Source organism: uncultured Clostridium sp. (genome assembly GCF_947039605.1).
Classification (GTDB): Bacteria; Bacillota; Clostridia; order Clostridiales; family Clostridiaceae; genus Sarcina.
On record NZ_CAMQZG010000001.1, the window covers coordinates 136,324 to 153,712 of the forward strand.

General features: G+C 31.3%; 18 protein-coding genes. All 18 read right to left on the reverse strand.

Translation table 11 applies throughout. The features are described from left to right. Positions 1-3: 3 nt before the first annotated feature. Positions 4-1,158 (reverse strand): sporulation protein YqfD, encoded by a 1,155-nt coding sequence (gene yqfD / locus Q0V24_RS00645; RefSeq protein WP_297517508.1) that lies wholly within the window; start codon positions 1,156-1,158, stop codon positions 4-6. A gap of 1 nt (position 1,159) precedes the next feature. After that, positions 1,160-1,420, reverse strand: a complete 261-nt coding sequence (locus Q0V24_RS00650) for a YabP/YqfC family sporulation protein (RefSeq protein ID WP_297517510.1) — start codon at positions 1,418-1,420, stop codon at positions 1,160-1,162. Between the two features lie 144 nt (positions 1,421-1,564). Then, positions 1,565-2,014: a GatB/YqeY domain-containing protein gene (locus Q0V24_RS00655; RefSeq protein WP_297517512.1), complete on the reverse strand. Its 450-nt coding sequence runs from the start codon at positions 2,012-2,014 to the stop codon at positions 1,565-1,567. 46 nt (positions 2,015-2,060) lie between these two features. Beyond that, positions 2,061-2,237 carry a 30S ribosomal protein S21 gene (gene rpsU, locus Q0V24_RS00660; protein WP_297517514.1) on the reverse strand — a complete coding sequence of 59 codons (177 nt, stop codon included), beginning with the start codon at positions 2,235-2,237 and terminating at the stop codon, positions 2,061-2,063. 139 nt (positions 2,238-2,376) lie between these two features. Then, positions 2,377-2,721, reverse strand: a complete 345-nt coding sequence (locus Q0V24_RS00665; RefSeq protein WP_297517516.1) for a histidine triad nucleotide-binding protein — start codon at positions 2,719-2,721, stop codon at positions 2,377-2,379. Positions 2,722-2,890: 169 nt separating this feature from the next. Beyond that, the gene (mtaB, locus tag Q0V24_RS00670; RefSeq protein ID WP_297517518.1) at positions 2,891-4,186 is read right to left on the reverse strand and encodes a tRNA (N(6)-L-threonylcarbamoyladenosine(37)-C(2))-methylthiotransferase MtaB; all 1,296 of its coding nucleotides are present in this window, start codon (positions 4,184-4,186) and stop codon (positions 2,891-2,893) included. A gap of 2 nt (positions 4,187-4,188) precedes the next feature. Further along, complete coding sequence (locus Q0V24_RS00675) at positions 4,189-4,935, reverse strand: 16S rRNA (uracil(1498)-N(3))-methyltransferase (protein ID WP_297517520.1); 747 nt, start codon at positions 4,933-4,935, stop codon at positions 4,189-4,191. 20 nt (positions 4,936-4,955) lie between these two features. Then, complete coding sequence (gene prmA / locus Q0V24_RS00680; RefSeq protein ID WP_297517522.1) at positions 4,956-5,897, reverse strand: 50S ribosomal protein L11 methyltransferase; 942 nt, start codon at positions 5,895-5,897, stop codon at positions 4,956-4,958. Between the two features lie 243 nt (positions 5,898-6,140). Further along, complete coding sequence (gene dnaJ, locus Q0V24_RS00685) at positions 6,141-7,301, reverse strand: molecular chaperone DnaJ (RefSeq protein ID WP_297517524.1); 1,161 nt, start codon at positions 7,299-7,301, stop codon at positions 6,141-6,143. 115 nt (positions 7,302-7,416) lie between these two features. Then, the gene (dnaK, locus tag Q0V24_RS00690; RefSeq protein WP_297517526.1) at positions 7,417-9,255 is read right to left on the reverse strand and encodes a molecular chaperone DnaK; all 1,839 of its coding nucleotides are present in this window, start codon (positions 9,253-9,255) and stop codon (positions 7,417-7,419) included. An 85-nt stretch (positions 9,256-9,340) separates the two neighbouring features. After that, positions 9,341-9,949 (reverse strand): nucleotide exchange factor GrpE, encoded by a 609-nt coding sequence (gene grpE, locus Q0V24_RS00695; protein WP_297517528.1) that lies wholly within the window; start codon positions 9,947-9,949, stop codon positions 9,341-9,343. Positions 9,950-9,983: 34 nt separating this feature from the next. Continuing rightward, a complete protein-coding gene (gene hrcA / locus Q0V24_RS00700) occupies positions 9,984-11,009 on the reverse strand; it encodes a heat-inducible transcriptional repressor HrcA (RefSeq protein WP_297517529.1) in 1,026 nt (341 codons plus the stop codon). A gap of 183 nt (positions 11,010-11,192) precedes the next feature. Continuing rightward, positions 11,193-12,317: a radical SAM family heme chaperone HemW gene (gene hemW / locus Q0V24_RS00705; protein ID WP_297517532.1), complete on the reverse strand. Its 1,125-nt coding sequence runs from the start codon at positions 12,315-12,317 to the stop codon at positions 11,193-11,195. Between the two features lie 184 nt (positions 12,318-12,501). Beyond that, positions 12,502-12,768, reverse strand: coding sequence for a hypothetical protein (locus tag Q0V24_RS00710; protein ID WP_297517534.1), 267 nt, complete (start codon positions 12,766-12,768; stop codon positions 12,502-12,504). 142 nt (positions 12,769-12,910) lie between these two features. After that, positions 12,911-14,710 (reverse strand): translation elongation factor 4, encoded by a 1,800-nt coding sequence (lepA, locus tag Q0V24_RS00715; RefSeq protein ID WP_297517885.1) that lies wholly within the window; start codon positions 14,708-14,710, stop codon positions 12,911-12,913. A 110-nt stretch (positions 14,711-14,820) separates the two neighbouring features. Further along, complete coding sequence (locus Q0V24_RS00720; RefSeq protein ID WP_297517536.1) at positions 14,821-15,174, reverse strand: hypothetical protein; 354 nt, start codon at positions 15,172-15,174, stop codon at positions 14,821-14,823. A gap of 67 nt (positions 15,175-15,241) precedes the next feature. Beyond that, entirely contained in the window at positions 15,242-16,327 is a 1,086-nt protein-coding gene (gene spoIIP / locus Q0V24_RS00725) for a stage II sporulation protein P (protein WP_297517538.1), read from the reverse strand. Positions 16,328-16,384: 57 nt separating this feature from the next. Continuing rightward, positions 16,385-17,356: a GPR endopeptidase gene (gene gpr / locus Q0V24_RS00730; RefSeq protein ID WP_297517540.1), complete on the reverse strand. Its 972-nt coding sequence runs from the start codon at positions 17,354-17,356 to the stop codon at positions 16,385-16,387. Between the last annotated feature and the right edge of the window lie 33 nt (positions 17,357-17,389).

Sequence of the window (17,389 nt, forward strand, 5' to 3'; positions counted from 1 at the left end):
GAACTAAAAAGAAACTATATCCTGTTCTACAACAAATAAAACTTTTAGATTTATGCTTCCATCTCCTAAATCTTCTGTTTCAACTATTGTATCTACAATTATTGCCTGTTTACTTATTTCCTTCTCAGTAGCTTTTTTAAGCCTTGAAACAGCCTCATCTATTATCTCTTGTTCAGTCTTTGCTATTTCTTTTTGTTCTTTTTCATAATATATATTTCTATTAACAAAACTTCCTGTCTTTTCTATTTTATCATAAGATGCAAAATCTTTATTAGCCTTTTTCAAATAAATTTTTTTCCCAAATAAATTCAAGTAAATTTCCTCAGTATTCCCCCCCGTTCTAACTTCCTCTATGCCCTTTACCTTTAGTTCAACAATCTTTTCATAAAAAGTATCTGCAACTATAGAACCATCTGGTTTAACTGGCTTTCTAATATCCTCTCCATCAATAATTTGATCCTTTATAACCTGCTCTCCTTTTATAAGAACATCACCTTTTTTAACTATGTCCCCCTCTTTTACAATTGCAGTACCTGATGATGTATAAACCCTTTTTACAGTACCGTTCATAGTTGCAACTTTATTGCTTCCTATCTCACTTCCCTCATCATCATTAACTAAGGTTGCTTTCTTCTCCTCAAATTTAACCTTCATTGTAGCACCTTCTATTCTTATGTTAATCCACATTATCTCATCAATATTGTTTTCTATTTTCTTTTCTAATTCGTAAACATCTATTGAACTTTTACTAACACCTGGTTTAATTCCCTGTGAAAACAAGTAATTCCTTATTTCATATGGAGGTAAATAATTTTTACTCTCTATCTCTATTCTCCAAATAAAACTAGACATAATATATAATCCTAGAAAAAAAACAAATATTCCTGCAAATAAGCAAATACTATTCTTAATTGCTATAAACATTTTTATTTGACTCCCCTTAGAAAATATTTTTATTTTGCCACCAAGCTTTTTAATTATTCTCTTTACCTGTCCATAATCCTTATAAAAAATATCAAACCTAATTGTAACAGCATCAATATTTATTATGTTCCTAACTATAATATCTTTATTCCTCATAACATTTAGAAGCCCCTCCCGTTTAAAGAGTTTGACTTCAATTGTTATAATTGCTTCCCCCATAAATGCATTTTTCATCCTAATCTTCCCCCTCATATTCTAAAGATTTAAACTTACCTTCAATAACAAGGGTTGGACCATTCATAAATAATAAATTAAATTTCTCACCATAAATATTTAAAGTTCCTATTTTAGTTTTGAGTCTTACAATATCAGTATCAAACATTAATATTCCTGAATGATTTTCTACAACTATTTCATTCCTACCCCTTAATTCTACTCTTGGAATATGTTTTAATATATCCCTTGTTTTATTTAAATTCTCATTATTCCTATTCATAGCTTACTCCTTATAAATTAGTACCATAATAACTTATGAATAAGAATAGATAATTAGTACCGATTACATAACATTTCCTAATTATCACAAATTTTCTTTTAAAAAAAGCAAAAAAAAAAAAGAATCCGCTTTACAGCGAATTCTCTACTTACTTAAATAATCTTTTACAAGTTGACTAACAACCTTACCATCTGCCTTACCGACAACTAGCGGTCTTACATTAGCCATCAATTTTCCCATGTCTTTAATGTTACTTGCCCCAACTTGAAGCGCTGATTCTTTAATTATGCTTTGTATTTCTTCTTTACTTAACTGCTGAGGAAGGTATTCTAACAAAATCTTGATTTCAGCATTATTCTGTTCAACTAAGTCTTGTCTGTTTCCCTTTTCAAAATCAAGCATAGCTTCTCGTCTTTGCTTAATCTCTCTTGCTAAGATTTCTATTACTCTTTCATCTTCAAGAACAATACCTTCATTTTTTTCAATCTGAAGAACTGCAGATTTTGTCATACTTAAAACTCCAGATCTAAAACGATCTTTTGCTCTCATAGCATCTTTCCAATCTCCTTGAAGCCTTTCTTTAATAGTTGGCATATATATACCCTCTTTCAAAAAAATTTATATTAATAATTACTAAAAACTACTTGAATTTTCTCTTTCTTGCAGCTTCTGATTTTTTCTTTCTCTTAACACTTGGCTTTTCATAGTGTTCTCTTTTTCTTACTTCTGAAAGCACTCCTGATCTTGCACATTGTCTTTTAAATCTTCTAAGTGCTTGCTCTAGTGATTCATTTTCTTTTACCTTTATTTCTGACATTCTTTTTCCCTCCCTCCGCTAGCGTAAATTATAAATTAATTCACAGCTATGGGTTAAATAACACATTGTATATTATACAATAGGTCCTTTATAAGTGTCAATATTCTTCTTAGAATTTTTTTACTTAGTCTGTTAATATTTAACCAGCAGGCCAAGTTAATTCTCTTCCAGCCATTATATGAAAATGTAGATGACCAACTGTTTGGCCTCCATCTTTTCCGCAGTTTGTAACAACTCTATAGCCACTTTGAGCTATATTTAATTCCTTTACTATTTTATTAATAGTCATAAAAACATGTGCAACAACTACTGAATTTTCTTCATTTAACTCATTAACACTCTGTATGTGCTCCTTAGGTATAACTAAGAAGTGTACAGGAGCTTCTGGTTGGATATCATGAAATGCTAGAACTTTATCATCTTCATAAATCTTCTTGCTGGGAATTTTCCCTGCTGCTATTTTACAAAAAATACAATCTGACATTTTTTCACCTCCTACCTAAAAACTCTAAAAGTATTATAACACTTTTTTTCTATTATTTTAACTAATTAACAATTTATTTATCATTTTTTTTATTTTTTTACCTATTTTTCATGAAAATTCTAAATTAAGTCAAAAAAATTGGTAGATTTTTCAATCTACCAACCTTTATTTATATTAATTCACCAATTGCGATTTCATTTTCGCTACCAATTATTTTAACCTTTTGAATTTGATTTACAATATTCTCATAACCTCTTACTTCAACTTTTAAATAGTTTTCTGCATAACCTGAGAATACATTTCCATCATTTTTTGATTCAAATAAAACTTCTACTTCTCTACCAATGTTTTCTTTTGCAAAATCAGCTTCATTTTGTGCATTTAATTCAATAAGTTTTTTACTTCTTTCTTCCTTAATGTTTCCATCAATCTGATTTTCCATTGTAGCAGCTTTTGTCCCTTTTCTTGGACTATATTTAAATATGTGCATCTTAGTTAATTTAATTCTCTTTAAGAACTCATATGTTTCATTAAATTCCGCATCTGTTTCTCCTGGGAATCCAACAATAACATCAGTTGTTATTGAGATAGTTGGAAATTTTTCTCTAAGCATATTAACAGTAGCCTCATATTCTGCCGCTGTATATCTTCTATTCATTCTTTTAAGTGTTTCTGTACATCCACTTTGAAGTGATAAATGGAAGTTTGGACAAAGTTTTTTAAGGTTTATCATTCTCTCTACATTTTCTTGTGAACAGAATCCTGGCTCTATAGAACCAATTCTAACCCTCTCCATACCATTTATACCTTCTATTTGCTCTAATATGTCTACAAGTGTAATACTCTGCTCTAAATCATGCCCATATGAAGCTGTATGTATCCCTGATATAACAACTTCCTTAAATCCATCCTCAGCAAGTTTTGTTATTTCTTGAATTACTCTCTTTGGATTTTTTGATGCAAGTGACCCTCTTGTATATGGAATTATACAATAAGTACAGAATCTATTACATCCATCTTGTATCTTAAGGAAAGCTCTTATCTTACCTTGATATTCTTTAACATCAAACTCTTCAAATACTTTATTTCTAAGAACAGCGCCAACTTTAACTTGTTGTTTGCCTTCATCCTTAGCTTTATTTACATAGTATATGATGTCTCCTTTATTTCTTGTTCCAAGAACAACATCTACACCTTCTATAGCCGCAACTTCTGTTGGTGCTATTTGTGAATAACACCCAACTGCTGCTATTATAGACTCCGGATTTTGTCTTCTAGCTTTACTTATAAGTTGTCTTGACTTTTTATCTCCCATATTTGTAACTGAACATGTATTTATAACATATACATCAGCAATATCTGAATATTCAACAACCTCATATCCCTCAATCACAAATTTTTCTATCATAGCATCTGATTCATATTTATTAACTCTACATCCTAAAGTTGAAAAAGCAACTTTCATTATTAAACTCCTCCTAAATCTCCAAACTCATATTGAAGTAAACTAGCACAAGTAAACCCAGCAGTTTCTGTTCTAAGAATCCTTGGTCCTAATGTAACTATATGAGCATTTATATCTTTTAACTTTTGTATTTCATCCTCTTCAAAACCACCCTCTGGTCCTATCATAATAGCAACTTTAGTGAATTTTTTATCACCTATTTCATTTGCCATTGTTCTAATACCATAACCTGTAGCATTCTCATAAGGAACAACAATTAAATCCATTTCTTCCATCTTTATTAAAGCCTCTTCAAATTCAATCGGCGCACTTACCTTTGCAATATGACTTCTTTTGCTTTGCTTAGAAGCCTCTAATGCAATTTTATTTAATCTATCAAGTTTTTTAAAATCACCTTTAAGTTTCACATCAACTCTATCCGTAATTACAGGTATAAACTGTGTCATACCAAGTTCTACACCTTTTTGAACTATTAAGTCCATTTTAGCAGCCTTTGGCATACCTTGAAATAGATATATTTCAAGATTACTTTCATTATTTATATCAAGCTTTTCTATGATTTTAATAGTAACTTCTTCTTTAGTTACATCTTCAACTTCACCTAAAAACTCTTCTCCACAAAGGTTGTTTATAGCAACCTTCTCACCTTTAGTAACTCTTAAAACTTTATAAATATGCTTTACATCGCCACCTTGTATAAAAGCATGTGTCTGTGTAAAAAGCTCCTTTGGAGTAAAAAACTTATGCATAATATTTCTCCTTATAAAACCTATTTAAATTTAGCGATTATACAATCCCACTCGCCTTCCTCTGTAGCTTCAATTATTTCAAAGCCTTGTTCTTCAAGCTTATCTAAAACCATTTGTTTTCTTTCATGTATTATTCCTGATGAAATAAATAACCCATCTTTCTTTAATACTTTTTTAACATCATCTGTTAATAAACAAACTATTTCCGCAAGGATATTAGCAACAACTATATCAGCTTTACCTTCAACAACCTCTACAAGGTCTCCATAAACAATTTCTATATTAGTAACATCATTAAGTTCTATGTTCTTTTTAGCAGACTCAACAGCTACTGGGTCAAGGTCTACCCCTAAAGCATACTTAGCTTTAAGTTTTGATGCTATAAGTGCAAGAATTCCTGAACCTGTTCCAATATCAAACACTGTAGAATCTTCTTTAACATACTTTTCAAGTGCCATAGCACATAATCTTGTTGTTTCATGAGTTCCTGTTCCAAAAGCCATACCTGGGTCCATCTCTATAACCATTTCATTATCTTTTTTCTCATAAACTTCCCATGTTGGTTTTATAACTATGTTAGGTCCTATATTAGTTGGCTTATAATATTGTTTCCAAGTATTAGCCCAATCTTCTTCTTTTTTCTCGGTAGTGCTAACTTCACCTCTACCAATATCAAATCCCCACTCTTTTATCTCTTCTACTTTTTCTTTAACAAAAGTAACGATTTCTTCTATGTTATCTGTTTCTGCAAAGTAAGCTTTAACTACAGCACACTCTCCATTATGTTCAAATATATTAAGGTCTGCAAAATCCCAAGTTAAAGGACCTTTTTCTCTTCCTGTAACATCTTCTGGGTCTTCTATAGCTACACCCTTACAATCTAAAGTATAAAATATACCTGATACTGGTTCTAGTGCCTCACTTGTAGTAATTACTTGTATCTCAATCCAATTTCCTTGCATATGTACACATTCCTTTCTTCTTTCATCTAATGTCTATTTTAAAAGTAACTTAACTATCATTAAAATAATTAAATTTATTTATAATTCCTTTAAATATCAATATTTCTATTATAACCGTAAACAATAAAATTTCAAACTAATCTATATATTTTACTATCAATATAAATTTCCCAATATTTTAGTGAATCATAATTTATTGTGACAAGCAAAAACCTTGGTTATCTCAAACCAAGGTTTTAAAATTTATTTCTTTTTAAACATATTTCCAAGCTCATCCATTAAGCCTTTTTTCTTTGCATTTAATTCCTCTGTAGACTCTCCTAAAGTTTCCATAAATGCTTTTAAAGCTTCTGTTTGTTCTTTATTAAGTGCTTTTGGAACTTCAACAATAATATCAACGAATTGATCTCCTCTTAGCGTTGAGTTAACTCTCTTTGCACCCTTACCTTTTAATCTAAATCTAGTACCTGGCTGTGTTCCTGCTGGAACTGTATATTTAACATTTCCATCTATTGTTGGAACTGTAATTTCCTCACCAAGAGTAGCTCTAGTCATAGAGATTTTGTAAGTATAATAAATATTAGATCCATCTCTCTTAAATACTGCTGATTGTTTTACTGAAATTCTTACATATAAATCTCCAGCTGGACCGCCATTAGCGCCATGCTCTCCTTGACCCCTTAATGTAAGAATATTTGCTGTATCAACACCTGCTGGTATGTTAACAGTAATTTTTCTTTGTTTTCTAACAGTCCCTTTACCTCTACAATCTGTACAAGGTGTCTCTATAATCTCACCTTTTCCCCCACAAGCATCACATGATGCTGTAGACATGAAACTGCCTAGAGGTGTTTGTCTTTGAACTCTAACTTGACCTGCACCATTACATTTTGTACAAGTTTTCTTAGATGTCCCAGCCTTAGCACCTGACCCTTTACATGTTTCACAGTTTTCAGTTCTTGTTATGTTGAATTCTTTCTCAACACCTGTCATAGCTTCTTCAAATGTAATTGTTAAACTATATTCAAGGTCACTACCTCTTCTTGGCCCATTTTTTCTTCTAGCTGATCCGCCGCCTCCGAATCCGCCACCTCCGCCACCGAAGAATGTTTCAAATATATCTCCAAATCCATTCATGTCATTCATGTCGAATCCACCAGCTCCGCCGCCGTATCCGCCATTCATTCCTTCATGACCATATTGATCATATTTAGCTTTTTCATCTGTGTCAGAAAGCACTTGATATGCTTCATTTATTTCTTTGAATTTTTCTTCTGCTTCTGCATTACCCTTGTTTTTATCTGGGTGATACTTAACTGCTAATTTCCTAAATGCCTTTTTTATTTCATCATCCGAAGCCCCTTTTTCTATTCCTAGAACCTCGTAAAAATCTCTTTTTGCCATTTTTACACCACCTAAAATCAAAATATATTACTTAGAAAAGGGAAGACAATTTAGCCTTCCCTTTGAAATTCTTTTTTAATTATACCAAAGCTTTTACCGTTTTGATAGTTTTTAATTATTTATCTTCATCAACTTTGAAGTCTGCATCTACAACATTATCATCGTGTGGAGCTTGCTCTTGTGCTTGCTCTGCACCAGGTTGTGCACCTTCTGGGTTTTCTTGATACAACTTAGCTGATATAGCATAGAATTCTTGTTGTAATTCTTCTATAGCTTTTTTGATTGCATCTACATCTTCACCATCTTTGATAGCTTTTAATGCTTCAAGTTTAGCATCAACTTTTGCTTTATCATCAGCTTCTATTTTTTCTTTTAATTCTTCTAATGTACTCTCTGTTTGATAAACCACTTGCTCTGCTTGGTTTTTAACTTCTATTGACTCTTTTCTTTTCTTATCTTCTTCAGCAAATTTCTCTGCTTCTTTAACAGCTTTATCTATTTCATCATCTGATAAATTTGTTGAAGCTGTTATTGTGATAGTAGCTTCTTTATTAGTAGCTTTATCAACTGCTGATACTTTAACGATTCCGTTAGAATCTATATCAAATGATACTTCAATTTGAGGAACTCCTCTTCTAGCTGGTGCAATTCCACCAAGAGTAAATCTTCCTAATGAATTGTTATCTCCAGCCATTTCTCTTTCACCTTGAACAATGTTAATTTCAACTGATGATTGATTATCTGCTGCTGTTGAGAATACTTGACTTTTTCTTGTAGGTATTGTTGTATTTCTTTCTATAAGTTTTGTAGCAACTCCACCTAAAGTTTCGATTCCAAGACTAAGTGGTGTAACATCTAATAATAAGATACCCTCAACACTTGAATCTCCTGCTAATACAGCTGCTTGAATTCCAGCTCCCATAGCAACAACCTCATCAGGGTTAACGCCTTTTGATGGTTCTTTTCCTGTGAATTTCTTAACTGCATCTTGAACTGCTGGTATTCTTGTAGATCCACCAACTAAGATTATTTTATCTATTTCATTTAAGTTTACGTTTCCGCTACTTAAAGCTGTTTTCATTATGCTTATTGTTTTTTCTACTAAATCTTTAGTCATATCATCAAATTTAGCTCTTGTTAATGTCATATCAACGTGCTTTGGACCTGTTGCATCAGCTGTTATGAATGGTAAGTTTATCATTGTTTGTGAAGCTGATGATAATTCTATCTTAGCTTTCTCTGATGCTTCTTTTAATCTTTGAAGAGCCATTTTGTCTTGTCTTAAATCAATTCCATACTGAGCTTTGAAATCATCAGCGATGTAATCCATTATTCTTTCATCAAAATCATCTCCACCAAGTCTTGCATCTCCATTAGTTGAAATAACTTCGAATACTCCATCTCCTAAATCAAGTATAGATACGTCGAATGTTCCACCACCTAAATCATATACTAAAATTTTGTGTGCATCATCCATTTTATCTAAACCATATGATAAAGCTGCTGCTGTTGGTTCATTTATGATTCTTAAAACTTTAAGTCCTGCTATTCTACCAGCATCTGTTGTTGCTTGTCTTTCAGCATCATTAAAGTAAGCTGGAACTGTTATAACCGCTTCTGTTACTGTCTCACCAAGGTAAGCTTCAGCATCAGCTTTTAACTTTTGAAGGATTATAGCTGATATTTCCTGAGGTGTATAATCTTTTCCATCTATATTTGTTTTATGATCTGTACCCATTTCTCTTTTGATTGAGATTATTGTTTTATCTGGGTTTGTGATTGCTTGTCTTTTAGCAATTTGTCCTACTAATCTTTCACCATTAGCTTGGAATGATACTACTGAAGGAGTAGTTCTAGCGCCTTCTGCGTTAGTGATAACTACTGGCTCTCCACCTTCCATAACTGATACACATGAATTTGTTGTTCCTAAATCGATTCCTATTATTTTACTCATATTGTAATTTCCTCCTAAATTTCAAAATAATTTATATCTTATTTTGTTTTTTTATTTTTATTTAAATCCTACGCACTGTAAGATACTAATTAGCTACTTTTACCATTGTAAATCTTATAACTTTATCGCCTTTTCTATATCCCTTTTGGAATACTTCAGCAATTGTGTTTGCATCAAAATTTTCATCTTGAACGTGCATAACTGCTTGATGAAGACTTGGATCAAAACCATTAGCTGTATCTATTTCATCTACACCTAATTTTTGAAGAGCTTCCATGAACTGCTTAATAGTCATATCAACACCAGTTTTTAATGCTTCTACTGAAGTATCCTTAACTGCTATCGCTCTTTCTAAATTATCAAGTACTGGTAACATATTTTTAAGAACATCTTCACATGAATCTGTATAGATTCTTTCTTTTTCTTTATCAGTTCTCTTTCTATAGTTTTCATACTCTGCAGCTATTCTTGTAAGTCTTTCTTTATAAGCTTCATTTTCATTTTCAAGTCTTTGTTGCTTATCTCTTAGAACCATAGCTTCTTTTCTTAGTTCTTTTAACTCTTCACTAATAACTTCTTCTGAAGTTTCAGTTTCAGTGGCACTCACTTCTTCTGCTTCTTCTGTTTCATCTATAATTTCTTCTTTTATAACTTCTTCAATATTGTCTTTTTTATCTTTTTTATTCTTTCCCATAGCTTTCCGACACCTCAAATCCTATTTATTATATTTAATCATCTTCATTCAAAGCTTCATTAAATTCTTTCATTACTTTTTCCATGATACTTAAAACCTTTGAGTAATTAATCCTTCTTGGTCCTATAAGAGCTATTGTTCCCAAATCTCTACCACCAATCGAATAGTTAGCTGATATAACTGAACAGTCCTTAGCTTCTGGAATGAAGTTCTCATCACCAATCTTTATAGTTATTCCTTTACTTGAATCCATAAGACTTGTCATATTCTCCTTATTATGAAGAAGTTCTAACATTTCTTTAGCCTTATTTATATCATTGTATTCTGGATAATTAAATATATTAGTTGCACCCTCCATTATGATATCATTGCTACCAACGTTCTTTAATGTTTCATAAAGAGCAGGAAGTATTGCATCAAAAATATATGAATAACTTTCTAAATACATTTTAACGTTAGCAATAACTTCTAAATTAATTTGACTAATAGATAAGTTTTTCAATGTTTCTGTAAGAACTATTGATACCTTATTAAGAATATCCATTTCTGGAACCTTCTCTTTAATTTTAACTAATTTATTTTTAATAATGCTTCCGTCCATAACTATAACACAAAGAATTGTATCATCTGCTACTTTCATAAGTTGAATAGAATTTATACAACTTTTATTTACTGATGGCGGATTAACCAAACAAGTAAGGTTTGTAAGTTCTGAAAGAAGTGTACTAACTTCATGAATTAAAGCATCAATTTCATTCTTATGTTTTTCAACAAGTTGTTTTTTGATTTTTAACTCATCTGCAATACTAACACTCTCATACTTCATTATTTTATCAACATATAGTCGATATCCTTTACTTGATGGCACTCTCCCAGCTGATGTATATGGTTGCTCTAAAAGCCCCATATCCTCTAAGTCTGCCATTTCGTTTCTTATAGTAGCTGGACTTATACCAAGATCATATTTTTTAGCGATAGTCCTTGAACCCACTGGCTCACCTGTGGCAATATAATCACTTATAATAGCTTGAAGAATTTTTAACTTTCTTGCATCTACCATATAACTATCACCTCTTTTTATTAGCACTCATTAAGTTCGAGTGCTAATGACTATGTTTATAATATATAACTTTAATGATTTATAGTCAATTATCGTATTTTTTCAAATTTTGCTTTTAATAGGCTTTAAACTAAAATAAAACTCTCTTTCTTCTATTTTCTCTTTATTTCTTCTATTTCTATTTTATAAAAGCATCTCTGACATAACCATATTCGAATATTCTATTCCTTTTTCAGTTAAATAAATTCTTCTATTCTCTCTTACAAGAAGATTTTGTGATACAAACTTTTTCATTATATCCTTATACATAGAGTCAACTGTCCTTTTGAATCTTATTTCAAATTCATCCTCACTGATTCCTTCTATGAGTCTTAATCCCATAAACATAAATTCTTCGATATTTTCTTCTATAGTATTTACAGTATCTTCTTCTCTTTGAGATTCTCCATTTTCTATTTTTTCTATATATGTTTCTATTTTAGAAAAATTAGTAAATCTTTCACCATTCATATAAGAACTTGCTGCACTTCCTACGCCAAGCCAATTTTCCATTTTCCAGTATGCAACATTATGTCTACACTCAAGATCTTTTTTACTATAATTTGATATTTCATACTGAGTAAAACCATTCCCTAAAAGAGTCCTTTTAGCTAAATGATACATTTCTCTTTCATCTTCTTCATTTGGAAGTTTAAGTTTATCAGCCTCATATAATTTATTAAACCTTGTACCTTCTTCTATGATAAGACTATATGCTGAAATATGCTCAGGACTTAACGTACAAATCATCTCTAAGCTTTCTTTCCATTCTGAAACTTTTTGTTTAGGTAATCCAAACATCAAGTCCACATTTATATTATTAAAACCACATTCTCTTGCAAGTTCAAAATTTTCTTTAAAAACTTCATAGCTATGAATTCTTCCAAGGTCTTTTAACAATGTATTTTGAACCGCCTGAAGTCCCATAGATAATCTATTAACTCCATATTTCTTCATAACCTCAAGTTTTTCCCTAGTGATACTTCCTGGGTTGCATTCAACAGTAAATTCTATATCACTTGCAAAATTAAAATTCTTTACATTACTAAGTAATCGCTCTAGCTGTTCTGCTGATAATGAACTTGGAGTACCTCCACCTACAAATATAGTATTTATTATGTATCCTTCTATATTTTGATTAATTTCTTTATTTAAAGCATCTATATATCTATCCTTTAAATCGCCCTTGCCTGCAAACGAAGGAAAATCACAGTAGTGACACTTTTGATCACAAAACGGTATATGTATGTATAATGATATGTTTTTCATCTTTCCCTCCATAGTAAATATTTTCTATATATTAACTATATATTATCTATATATATTTGTCACATTTATAGAGTCTATCTCAAGTCCTACTTAATAATCCATTTTTTAATAGCATGTCCATTTTGATATATTTCTAAACAAAAAAATGTCCCTTTTAAATTAGAGACATTTTAATATTCCCAAATTAGACTATAGCTTCAAAATCTATGTTTATAATATTGTGTGCTATAGGCTCTTTTTCTACCTTTACTACTTTAACTTCGATTTGATTTCCTTCAAACTCTAAAGTTATATTTTTTTTGATACCTGATTCTTTTGCATATTTATCAATATCTGAACCTTTTATTGATATCGGTATTACTTGTCCATCCTTTTTTAATGAACCTGTTGCAAGATTACTTTTTCTTAATCTTTTGCAATTAATTTTTACATCTCTTAATTCTAATTTCATACTACACCTCATTATTAAAATAAATACTTTTGAATTCTTCTCTATAATATATTTATTAAAAACGGAATTTATAACTACTTTACATATTTTTTATTTTTAAAATACAAAAAAAAGAGCCTAGCTTTCGCTGGCTCTTTTCTTATTAATCTATTTTTAGGATTGACATGAATGCCTCTTGTGGAACTTCTACACTTCCGACTTGTCTCATTCTCTTCTTTCCTTCTTTTTGCTTGTTTAAAAGCTTTTTCTTTCTTGAAATATCTCCACCATAACACTTAGCAAGAACATCTTTTCTCATAGCTTTAACAGTTTCTCTAGCTATGATTTTATTCCCGATAGCTGCTTGAATTGGAACTTCAAACATTTGTCTTGGGATAATTCCTTTAAGTTTCTCTGTGATAGCTTTACCTTTACTATATGAACTTGATTCTGGAACTATCATTGATAGAGCATCAACTATATCTCCATTAAGAAGTATATCAAGTTTTATAAGAACTGACTCTTCATAACCTTTAAGTTCATAATCAAGCGATGCATATCCTCTAGTTTTTGATTTAAGAGTATCAAAGAAATCATATACAATCTCATTAAGAGGCATATCATATTCTATAATAACTCTTGTTTCTTCGATATACCTCATATCGATATAGTTTCCTCTTTTAAGCTGACAAAGTTCCATAATAGCCCCTGTATAATCTGATGGTGCTATTATTGAGGCTTTAACCATAGGCTCTTCCATCTTAGCAATTTCTGCTGGGTCTGGAAGGTTTGCTGGATTTGTTAAATCAAAATGCTCTCCATTTGTTTTAGTTACTTTGTATATAACTGATGGTGCAGTTGTGATTATATCTAGGTTAAATTCTCTCTCAACTCTCTCTTGCATAATTTCCATATGTAAAAGACCAAGGAATCCACATCTAAATCCAAAACCTAAAGCAAGTGATGTTTCTGGCTCAAAAATAAGCGCAGCATCATTGATTTGAAGTTTTTCAAGTGCATCTCTAAGTTCATCATATTTAGAACCATCTACCGGGTATATACCTGAAAATACCATAGGCATTGCTGGTTTATATCCTTGAAGAGGCTCAGCTGTAGGATTATCTGCATCTGTTATAGTATCACCAACTCTGGCATCTTTAACATTTTTGATAGAACCTGTTATATATCCAACTTCTCCTGCTGAAAGTTCATTTACTGGGAACATCCCTGGTGTGAATACTCCAACTTCTGTTACTTCGTATTCTTTTTCAGTACCCATAAGTTTAATTCTTGTTCCAACTTTAACTTTTCCGTCTCTAACTCTTACATAGCATACAACACCTCTGTAACTATCATAGTATGAGTCAAATATTAAAGCTTTAAGTGGCGCATTTTCATCGCCCTCTGGTGCTGGAACTTTTGCTACTATCTCTTCTAAAACATCTTCTATGTTAAGACCTGTTTTAGCTGATATAAGTGGACAATTTTCTGCATCAATTCCGATTACATCTTCAATCTCAGCTCTAACCTCTTCTGCCCTAGAACCTGGTAAGTCTATTTTATTAATTACTGGTACAATTTCAAGGTCATTATCTAACGCAAGATAGCAGTTAGCAAGTGTTTGTGCTTGTATTCCTTGAGTTGCATCAACAACAAGTATTGCTCCCTCACAAGCTGCAAGACTTCTTGAAACTTCATATGTGAAGTCTACATGTCCTGGAGTATCTATAAGGTTTAATATATATTCTTCTCCATTTTCTCTCTTGTAGATAAGTCTAGCTGCCTGAGATTTGATAGTAATACCTCTCTCTTTTTCAAGCTCCATAGTATCAAGAACCTGTTGCTCCATCTCTCGCTTAGTTAGAGTTCCTGTCTTTTCAAGAAGTCTATCTGCAAGTGTTGATTTACCATGGTCAATATGTGCTACTATTGAAAAGTTTCTAATAAATTGCTTTTTATCCATATTCAAATCCTGTCCTTTATCCATTAATTTAGAACAGTGTTCACCCCCATTGTAAAATAAGTCAAGTTAGATTATACCATAACTTATATTATAAATGTTAGTATTATATTTTAATAAATGGTGTCGTAAACAAAGTCTTTAAAGTTATCAATCCCTAAACTTATTGTATCCATAAATTTTAGAAACACACACCCAATTGCAGTTTCACTCAAATTAATTTTATAATCTCCAAAAATAACAATAAAACCTTCTTGTGTATCATATGTTTTAAAAAAACTTTCATCTTTACTTAAATTTTCTATATCAAGCCCTATATCCTCTTTTATCTCTTCATAATCAATACTACTTCGTTCATATTTATCACTATTAAAAGCTTCAGTCGCCTCTATATTTATAGTAAAAAATCCACAAACAAAAATTACTCCAATCAAGCTCACTATAATTCCAGTTAAACTTTTTTTCAAAATTAAAACACCCCCTAGATTTTCAGTTATCTATAAGGGTGTCCATATATATTAGATTTTATACAATTTATGGATTATTTTCTTGATAATGAATTTCTTCTGCTATAAGTCTTGCAATATATTTTGCTGATGCTTGTGCTTCTGCTGGTGTATTAGGTTCTGCTCCAACTTCTATAAGAGTTGTATTTTTAAAAACTTCTTGATTGTATTTAGCAAGACCATAATCAGTTTTTCTTATATACCGTCCAAGCCCTGGAAATAATTTATTACAATTCTCCATCATCCTCTGATTTATAGCTGTTGTAGTTGCATAATTTTCTGGCCCACTATTTGTAGTTTCAACAAACATAAGCCTTGCTAAACTCTCACTATTTATAGTTTCTGTAACCACATGTTTTTTATCTCTTCCAACTCCATCTCTATGAATATCAACAACCATATTAAATTGGCCTTCTCCATACTGCTCTTTGTATTTATGAAGAGTTTCTTTTGACCTATCGTATGATACTTCATAAAAAGTATCATGTTTTGTCTTATCTAAAATTGTTGCTATACCATAATATTCTTCTAGCTCTTTAGCTATAAGCTCCCCTACTCCAATAACATTTTTAGTTGGATCATCGCTTCTATCTTTAGCTTGTCCAAAAGCTTCTGCTGTATGAGTTGTATAAAGAAGAACCTGTGGATTCGTCTGATCTATATTTTTTACTATATCAGGATTTCTAATTCCACTTGGATCTGCTTCTGGTTTTTCTGGCTTTTCTTCTTTTTTAATACTTTCATCATTTAACACAAATGAATTTATATCTTCACCTTTTTCTATCTCATTTTTCGCAAACTCATTAAAATTCCCAAAGCCTGGAATCTGTACTGCAAGTATTGTACTTGGATTTATTTTATCTAACCCTAAAGTTTCTTTTACTAAACTATCTATTGTAACTATAGATTCTTCATATGCTCTTTCATCATAATATGTCCCCTCAACAAGTGGCATTCCTAAGTTTAAAATCTGTATGTAAGCATGTGTTCCACCAAAATCATTATTAAGAGTAATTTTTACGAATCTAACCATAAACATTACAGTTACACCTAAAAATAAAAGCAACCCTACCGGAAAATCTTTCTTTCTATTAGCACTTTGTCTTTGTATCACAAATTATCCCTCCTCTACACTTTCATATATATGAGGAGGGATAAATTATTATGTTACCTAATTTAAAAATTCTAAAATATCTTGCGAATCCATATTAGGTTGTAATGCTATATTAATTCCATTAGCTACAACTTTAGAAACACATTCTATAACTTCATCAATTTCTTTTGGCGTTACCATCAAATCTCCAACATAAGGACTTAGTAACCTTCTAATTAAATTTGATTTTTCTGCCTTATCTATATTTTTAAGCATTGTATAAAATTCTTTATTATCTGATTGGGCTATCATTTCATCTATAACCAAATCAATTGCATCATTTGCTATGGTCCCTGCATCCACTACCGTTGGGACTCCTACTGCAATTACTGGAATCCCTAGATTTTCTTCATTAATTTGCATTCTTTTATTTGCTACTCCACCACCGGGTGCAATTCCTGTATTGGAAATTTGAATACTTCTTGAAACTCTTGATAAACTTCTTGAAGCAAGTGCATCAACACAAATTACAACTGCTGGTTTTATTTTATCAACTATAGATTTTATAATCTCTGCTGTTTCAATTCCTGTAGTTCCAAGAACGCCTGGGCTTATTGCACAAACTGACCTTAAATCCCCCTCTATCTCTTCTGGCATAAGTGCATTTAAATGTCTTGTTATCATAATTTTTTCTACAACTTTTGGACCAAGAGCATCTGGGGTTACTCCTGCATTTCCAAGCCCTACGACAAGCGCTACATCATCATCATTTAAATTTATTATTCTTTCAAGGCTTCCCGCAAGTATATGAGATACAGACTCTCTAAGGATAGTATCATAGCTCGTACATATCGGCATCTCAATAGTAATATATCTACCAATACCTTTCCCCATTTTTTTTGCACCATCCTCATTTATTATATCTACTGTGGTAACTTTAACTTCATCTATATTTTCTTCCTCTATTACAATTCCATCAATTTCTTTTTTAAAGCGTTTTTCATATAGTTCTCTCTTTTCAACTGCTAAATCTGTTCTAACATTAAACATATAAACACCTACTTTAAAGTATTTTTATTAGTT

Excerpts from the sequence above, each read along its gene's own strand:
- yqfD (WP_297517508.1), bottom strand. The coding sequence starts at position 1,158 with ATGAAAAATGCATTTATGGGGGAAGCAATTATAACAATTGAAGTCAAA.
- Q0V24_RS00650 (WP_297517510.1), bottom strand. The coding sequence starts at position 1,420 with ATGAATAGGAATAATGAGAATTTAAATAAAACAAGGGATATATTAAAA.
- Q0V24_RS00655 (WP_297517512.1), bottom strand. The coding sequence starts at position 2,014 with ATGCCAACTATTAAAGAAAGGCTTCAAGGAGATTGGAAAGATGCTATG.
- rpsU (WP_297517514.1), bottom strand. The coding sequence starts at position 2,237 with ATGTCAGAAATAAAGGTAAAAGAAAATGAATCACTAGAGCAAGCACTT.
- Q0V24_RS00665 (WP_297517516.1), bottom strand. The coding sequence starts at position 2,721 with ATGTCAGATTGTATTTTTTGTAAAATAGCAGCAGGGAAAATTCCCAGC.
- mtaB (WP_297517518.1), bottom strand. The coding sequence starts at position 4,186 with ATGAAAGTTGCTTTTTCAACTTTAGGATGTAGAGTTAATAAATATGAA.
- Q0V24_RS00675 (WP_297517520.1), bottom strand. The coding sequence starts at position 4,935 with ATGCATAAGTTTTTTACTCCAAAGGAGCTTTTTACACAGACACATGCT.
- prmA (WP_297517522.1), bottom strand. The coding sequence starts at position 5,897 with ATGCAAGGAAATTGGATTGAGATACAAGTAATTACTACAAGTGAGGCA.
- dnaJ (WP_297517524.1), bottom strand. The coding sequence starts at position 7,301 with ATGGCAAAAAGAGATTTTTACGAGGTTCTAGGAATAGAAAAAGGGGCT.
- dnaK (WP_297517526.1), bottom strand. The coding sequence starts at position 9,255 with ATGAGTAAAATAATAGGAATCGATTTAGGAACAACAAATTCATGTGTA.
- grpE (WP_297517528.1), bottom strand. The coding sequence starts at position 9,949 with ATGGGAAAGAATAAAAAAGATAAAAAAGACAATATTGAAGAAGTTATA.
- hrcA (WP_297517529.1), bottom strand. The coding sequence starts at position 11,009 with ATGGTAGATGCAAGAAAGTTAAAAATTCTTCAAGCTATTATAAGTGAT.
- hemW (WP_297517532.1), bottom strand. The coding sequence starts at position 12,317 with ATGAAAAACATATCATTATACATACATATACCGTTTTGTGATCAAAAG.
- Q0V24_RS00710 (WP_297517534.1), bottom strand. The coding sequence starts at position 12,768 with ATGAAATTAGAATTAAGAGATGTAAAAATTAATTGCAAAAGATTAAGA.
- lepA (WP_297517885.1), bottom strand. The coding sequence starts at position 14,710 with ATGGATAAAAAGCAATTTATTAGAAACTTTTCAATAGTAGCACATATT.
- gpr (WP_297517540.1), bottom strand. The coding sequence starts at position 17,356 with ATGTTTAATGTTAGAACAGATTTAGCAGTTGAAAAGAGAGAACTATAT.